The following is a 5440-nucleotide window of genomic DNA, read 5'->3' on the forward strand; positions in this document are numbered from 1 at the left end:
CCCGTCAGCGGTGCACGGCCGGGGGCGGCGGGGCGTCGAGCGCGCGGAGCATGCGCTCGAGCATCTCGCGGAGCTCGGAGCGCGACGGCTCGGCCAGATCGGTCGTGTACTCGACGCCGGGCGGGATGTAGGTCAGCCCGTACATCGCCTCGCGCCAGTCGGCGCCGCCGACCGGCCACCGGGTGTGCTGCGCGTCCTCGGCGGTCGCGCCCTGCCCCCACTGACCGAACCAGGCGCGCATCTCGTCGAGGGGCATCGCCATGACGGCATCCGTCTCGACGTTCTGGCGCACCCACGAGCGGGCGACGAGCACGAACTCCTCGATCTCGTCGCGCGTCAGGGGCTTGGGGGCGAACAGCACGCGAAGGTGCTGGATGCCGCTGAGCCGGTCGACCCGGAAGGTGCGCCAGTCGTCGCGATCGAGGTCCCAGCACAGCAGGTACCAGTGCCGGTCGGCCGGCGCGAGCGCGTGCGGCTCGACGCGACGGCTCGTGACGGCGCCCGTCGCGGACGTGTACGAGAACCGCACGCGCTCGTGGTCGCGCACCGCGAGGGCGAGCTCGCCGAGCACGGCGGGGGAGACCGCGGCACCGGTGCGGATGCCGGCGGGCTGCACGGCGTCCGCGAGCGCGTTGACGCGACGGCGCAGTGCGGCGGGGAGCACCTGCTCGAGCTTCGCGAGCGCCGTGAGGGTGGTCTCGGGACCGCCGATGAGCCGTTGCTCGGCGGCGACCCGCAGGCCGATCGCCATCGCGACCGCCTCGTCGTCGGTGAGGAGCAGGGGAGGGACGGCGCTCCCCGCCTCGAGCCGATAGCCCCCGGTCGCTCCCGGTGCGGACTCGATGCGGTAGCCCAGCTCGCGCAGCCGCTCGACGTCGCGGCGCACGGTCCGCTCGGTGACCCCGAGGCGGTCTGCGAGCTCGGAGCCGGGCCAGTGCCGGTGAGTCTGCAGGAGGTTGAGGAGCGCCAGTGCTCGCGACGTCGTGTCGGTCATGGAGCAAGATTGCCATTCATCGAGGACAGAATCTGTCCGCGTTGCTTTCTAGCCTGGTCGCATGACCGAACCGATCATCGAAGCGCAGGGATTGACCAAGCGCTTCACCGTCAAGAAGAAGACCGTCGAGGCCGTCACCGACCTCACGTTCCAGGTCGCCCGGGGAGAGCTCGTCGCCTTCCTCGGGCCCAACGGCGCCGGCAAGTCCACGAGCCTGCGCATGCTCACGACCCTCATCCCGCCGACCTCCGGCACCGCGCGGGTCGTCGGGTTCGACATCCTGCGCCGCCCGGCCGACGTGCGTGCGCGCATCGGCTACGTCGGCCAGCTGACCAGCGGCAGCTTCGCCCAGCGCGTGCGCGACGAGCTGATCAGCCAGGGCGCGTTCTACGGCATGTCGAAGCGCGCCGCCCGCGCGCGCGCCGACGAGCTCATCGAGTCGCTCGACCTCGCCTCGTTCGCGACGCGGTCTGTGCAGCAGCTGTCCGGCGGGCAGAAGCGGCGGCTCGACATCGCCCTGGGGCTCATGCACGCGCCGCCGCTCGTCTTCCTCGACGAGCCGTCGACGGGGCTCGACCCGCAGAGCCGGGCGAACCTGTGGCAGCACGTGCTCGACCTGCGCGCGCAGCACGGCACGACCTTGTTCCTCACGACGCACTACCTCGAGGAGGCCGACCGCTACGCCGAGCGCGTCATGGTCATGGACAAGGGGCGCGTGATCGCCGACGACACGGCATCGGCGCTCAAGGCCACCCTCGCCGGCGACGTCGTGACCTTCGGGTTCGCGACGGCCGACGACGCCGATCGCGCGCTCGACGTCGTGCGGCGCCTCACCGACCGCGACGTGCGGCGCGAGGGTGTCGCCGCGGTGGGCGTCACGGCTCCCGACGGCGACGTGCTGCTGCCCGCCGCGGTGCGGGCGCTGGATGCCGCGGGCCTGACCGTCCGGTCGGCGACCGGAGTGCCGCCGACCCTCGACGACGTGTTCCTGGCCCTCACCGGCAGGACGCTGCGAGAGGCGGGCGAAGGAGAGCCCGTCGAAGAAGAAGCCGCCTTGGAAGGAGCAGGACGATGACCACCGACATCCGCCCCGACGCCGTCGTGCGCGAGAACCCCGCGCGCGACACCTGGAACGTGCTGACCCGCGAGCTCAAGCCCGTGGTGCGCGATCCGTTCACCCTCATCTTCAGCCTCGTGCAGCCGCTCGTGTTCCTGGGGCTGTTCGCGCCGCTGCTCGTCGGTCAGTCGGGGGATCCCGCCGCGACGCTCCAGTGGTTCGTGCCGGGCGTGCTCGTCATGATCGTGCTGTTCGGCACCGGGGCGACCGGGTCGAACCTGCAGTACGAGATGATGACCGGCTCGCACGAGCGCACGCTCGTGGCGCCACTGGCGCGGTCGTCGCTGCTGGTGGGCCGCGCGCTCAAGGAGATCGCGCCGATCGTCGTCCAGGCGCTCCTCATCGTGCTGATCGCGATGCCGTTCGGGTTCTCGGCGAACCCCGTCGGGCTCGTCGTCGGGCTCGCGCTGCTCGCGGTCTTCGGCGTGGGGCTCGGTGCGCTCTCGTACACGCTCGCACTCAAGACCAAGGACCGGGAGTGGCTCTTCTGGGGGGTTCAGCAGACCCTGATCTTCCCGCTCATGATCCTCTCCGGCATGCTGCTGCCGCTGGACGAGGGACCGGGCTGGATGGCCGCCGTGGCGACGGTCAATCCGCTGAACTGGGTCGTGCGGGCCGAGCGGGCGCTCTTCGCCGGCGATCTCGGCAGTCCCGACGTGCTGTGGGGCTGGGTCGCCGCGTTCGCGCTCGCCGCCGTCGGGCTCTGGGCGGGCGTACGCGCGATCCGCAAGAGCAGCTAGCACGAGCTGCGCCGGCGCCCTCGGGCGTCGGCGCAGCCGTCGAGTCCGACCGCCCGGCTACTCGAGTGCTTGGGAGATGTCGGCGACCGTCGCGCCGTACGCCGCGATCAGGGCGTCGGCGTCGACGAAGAGACTGTAGCCGGGAGCGCCTGCGCCCATGGCCACGCGCCGCCCGACGATCGCCTCGTCGGCGAAGACCGGCCAGTCCGTGGTGCTCCCGATCGGCACGATCGTGCCGCGCGCGTAGCCTGTGGCCGCGAGCGCACGAGCCGGGTCGGGCAGCTGCAGCTTGTTCACGCCCACCACGGCGCGCAGCTTCGGCCACGAGATGGCGCGATCTCCCGGCACGAGCGCGAACAGGTACGTGTCGTCGCTGCGCTTGACCACGAGCGTCTTGACGATGTCGCGCGGCTGCAGCCCGAGCAGCGCCGCGGCCCCGGCGAGGCTGTCCGCCACGGGCCGCGGCCGCAGTTCGATGTCGAGCCCGCGGTCGGCGGCAGCGGCGCGCACCCGATCCAGGTCGCCGGGTGTGCGATCGGTCATGGAGAGGCGTTACGCCTCGGGGGCGCGCAGCGGGTCGTCGGCGACCCACAGCTCGTCGTCGGCGCGCAGCGTCTGCCACGCCGCGTAGAGCACGCCGAGAGCGGCGGCCGCGCCGAGGATGAGGGCGAGGATGCCGCCGGCGCCGATGCCGCGCTTGGGGGCGGGCGTCGGAGCGGTGGCGGCGAGGCGCTGCGCGACCTTCTTGCCGTAGGAGTCGGCGCGCTTCTGGAAGACGTCGAGGTCGACGGCCGCGGGTGCACGACCGCTCGCGAGACGCTTGCGGGTGTCGTTCGCGGCATCCCACACCGACAGCGCCGAGCCGACGATCGCCCCGGCGGTCGGGATGACGCGGTCGTTGTAGACCTTCCTCGAGGTCTCGACGCCCTTGTCGACGTACGGCGCCGCGTACTTGTCGTAGGTGGCCTGCACCGTGGGGACGACCTGCTCGCGGTTGTAGTTGCCGAGCTGGCGGCCCGCTTCGCGGGCGATGTCGCCCGCCTGGTCGATCAGCACCTGCTGGGACTCCCACAGGGTGTTGGCCTGCTTCTGGAGGCTGCGCAGTTCCTTCTTGCGCTTGCGGCTGAGGTTCACGAGGGGTCCTCCCTGTTCGTGGCGCGTTTGTCCCATCTTGCCACCATCGCGCGGAACGGAGGGCATGCGGATGCGAGAATGTCTTCATGCCTCTTCACACCGCCGTCGCGACGCTGCACACCAACCACGGCGACATCGTCGTCAACCTCTTCGGAGACCACGCGCCCCGCACGGTGCGCAACTTCGTCGGCCTCGCCGACGGCACCCAGGCCTGGACCGACCCGGCGACCGGCAGGCCGGGCGAGGGCCCCCTGTACAAGGACGTGGTCTTCCACCGCATCATCCCCGGCTTCATGATCCAGGGCGGCGACCCGCTCGGCCAGGGCGTCGGCGGCCCCGGCTACACGTTCGACGACGAGATCAACGGCGAGCTGACCTTCCAGAAGCCGTACCTGCTCGCGATGGCCAACGCGGGTCTGCGCCGCAACGCGATCACCGGCCGCCCCGAGGGCACCAACGGCTCGCAGTTCTTCATCACGACCGACCCGACGCCGTGGCTCCAGGGCAAGCACTCGATCTTCGGCGAGGTCGCCGACGACGCGTCGCGCGCGGTCGTCGACGCGATCAGCGCGGTGCCGACCGCGGCCGGCGACCGTCCGATCGAGCCGGTCGTGCTGACCTCGATCGACGTCGCGGAGGTCTGAACCCGCCCGTGAGCTCCGCGGACTTCCAGAGCAATCCGGACAACTTCTGCTACCGGCATCCCGATCGGCAGAGCTTCGTGCTCTGCCAGCGGTGCCTGCGCACGATCTGCCCGGAGTGCCAGACGCAGATGCCGGTGGGCGTCATCTGCCCGGAGTGCCTGCAGGCGCAGGCCGAGGCGCGGCCCGCGGCCTCGAACGTGATCCGGATGCCGCGACGCCGGCGCGCGGTGCGGGTGTCCGACTCGCGACCGCTGGTGACCTACGGCATCGCGGCGGTGACGGGGTTCGTCTACCTGCTGCAGCTGATCCCCGGGTTCGGCCCGCTCGTGCAGGGCTCGCTCCTCATGTTCGCGCCCCTGCTCTACCCCGAGCTGAGCGGCGTGTTCCAGCCGTGGCGGGTGTTGACGGTGCTCCTCGTCCACGACGGCTTCTGGCACGTGGGCCTCAACATGCTGGCGCTGTGGATGCTGGGGCGCAGCCTCGAGCCGCTCCTCGGGCATCGGCGCTTCCTGTGGCTCTACCTGCTGAGCGGTCTGGGCGGCTCGGTCGCGATCACGCTGTTCGGGTTCACGACCCCGGTGGTCGGGGCATCCGGCGCCATCTTCGGCCTGTTCGGGGCGCTGCTCGTGATCGGACGCCACATCGGCGCGAACATCACCGGCATCGCGGTGGTGCTCGGGATCAACCTCGTGATCACGTTCCTGCCGGTGATCGGCTCGCTCATGGGCGGCACGTCGATGTCGCCGATCTCGTGGCAGGCGCACGTGGGCGGCCTCGCCGTCGGAGCCCTGGTCGGCCTGATCTACGCGCG

The 5440-nt window shown here is 71.5% G+C and carries 7 protein-coding genes; 4 read left to right on the plus strand and 3 right to left on the minus strand.

The features are described from left to right. Nucleotides 1–4: 4 nt before the first annotated feature. Nucleotides 5–994: a YafY family protein gene (locus WML84_RS12345; protein ID WP_347346441.1), complete on the minus strand. Its 990-nt coding sequence runs from the start codon at nt 992–994 to the stop codon at nt 5–7. 61 nt (nt 995–1055) lie between these two features. Here WML84_RS12345 and WML84_RS12350 point away from each other — a divergent pair, with 61 nt between their 5' ends. Both WML84_RS12350 and WML84_RS12355 read left to right on the plus strand, forming a co-directional pair. Beyond that, a complete protein-coding gene (locus WML84_RS12350) occupies nt 1056–2069 on the plus strand; it encodes an ATP-binding cassette domain-containing protein (protein WP_347346442.1) in 1014 nt (337 codons plus the stop codon). Next, nucleotides 2066–2851 (plus strand): ABC transporter permease, encoded by a 786-nt coding sequence (locus WML84_RS12355; RefSeq protein WP_347346443.1) that lies wholly within the window; start codon nt 2066–2068, stop codon nt 2849–2851. Before WML84_RS12350 ends, WML84_RS12355 begins: the two co-directional genes overlap by 4 nt. Nucleotides 2852–2908: 57 nt before the next feature. Here WML84_RS12355 and WML84_RS12360 read toward each other — a convergent pair whose 3' ends face one another. Continuing rightward, nucleotides 2909–3394, minus strand: a complete 486-nt coding sequence (locus tag WML84_RS12360; protein WP_347346444.1) for a YbaK/EbsC family protein — start codon at nt 3392–3394, stop codon at nt 2909–2911. Nucleotides 3395–3403: 9 nt separating this feature from the next. Continuing rightward, complete coding sequence (locus WML84_RS12365; protein WP_347346445.1) at nt 3404–3985, minus strand: DNA helicase; 582 nt, start codon at nt 3983–3985, stop codon at nt 3404–3406. 86 nt (nt 3986–4071) lie between these two features. Here WML84_RS12365 and WML84_RS12370 point away from each other — a divergent pair, with 86 nt between their 5' ends. Further along, nucleotides 4072–4629 carry a peptidylprolyl isomerase gene (locus WML84_RS12370; RefSeq protein WP_347346446.1) on the plus strand — a complete coding sequence of 186 codons (558 nt, stop codon included), beginning with the start codon at nt 4072–4074 and terminating at the stop codon, nt 4627–4629. Between the two features lie 8 nt (nt 4630–4637). Continuing rightward, the coding region (locus tag WML84_RS12375) for a rhomboid family intramembrane serine protease (protein WP_347346447.1) at nt 4638–5440 on the plus strand (803 nt) is incomplete at its 3' end.

It is taken from the genome of Microbacterium sp., from assembly GCF_039812165.1.
Classification (GTDB): Bacteria; Actinomycetota; Actinomycetes; order Actinomycetales; family Microbacteriaceae; genus Microbacterium.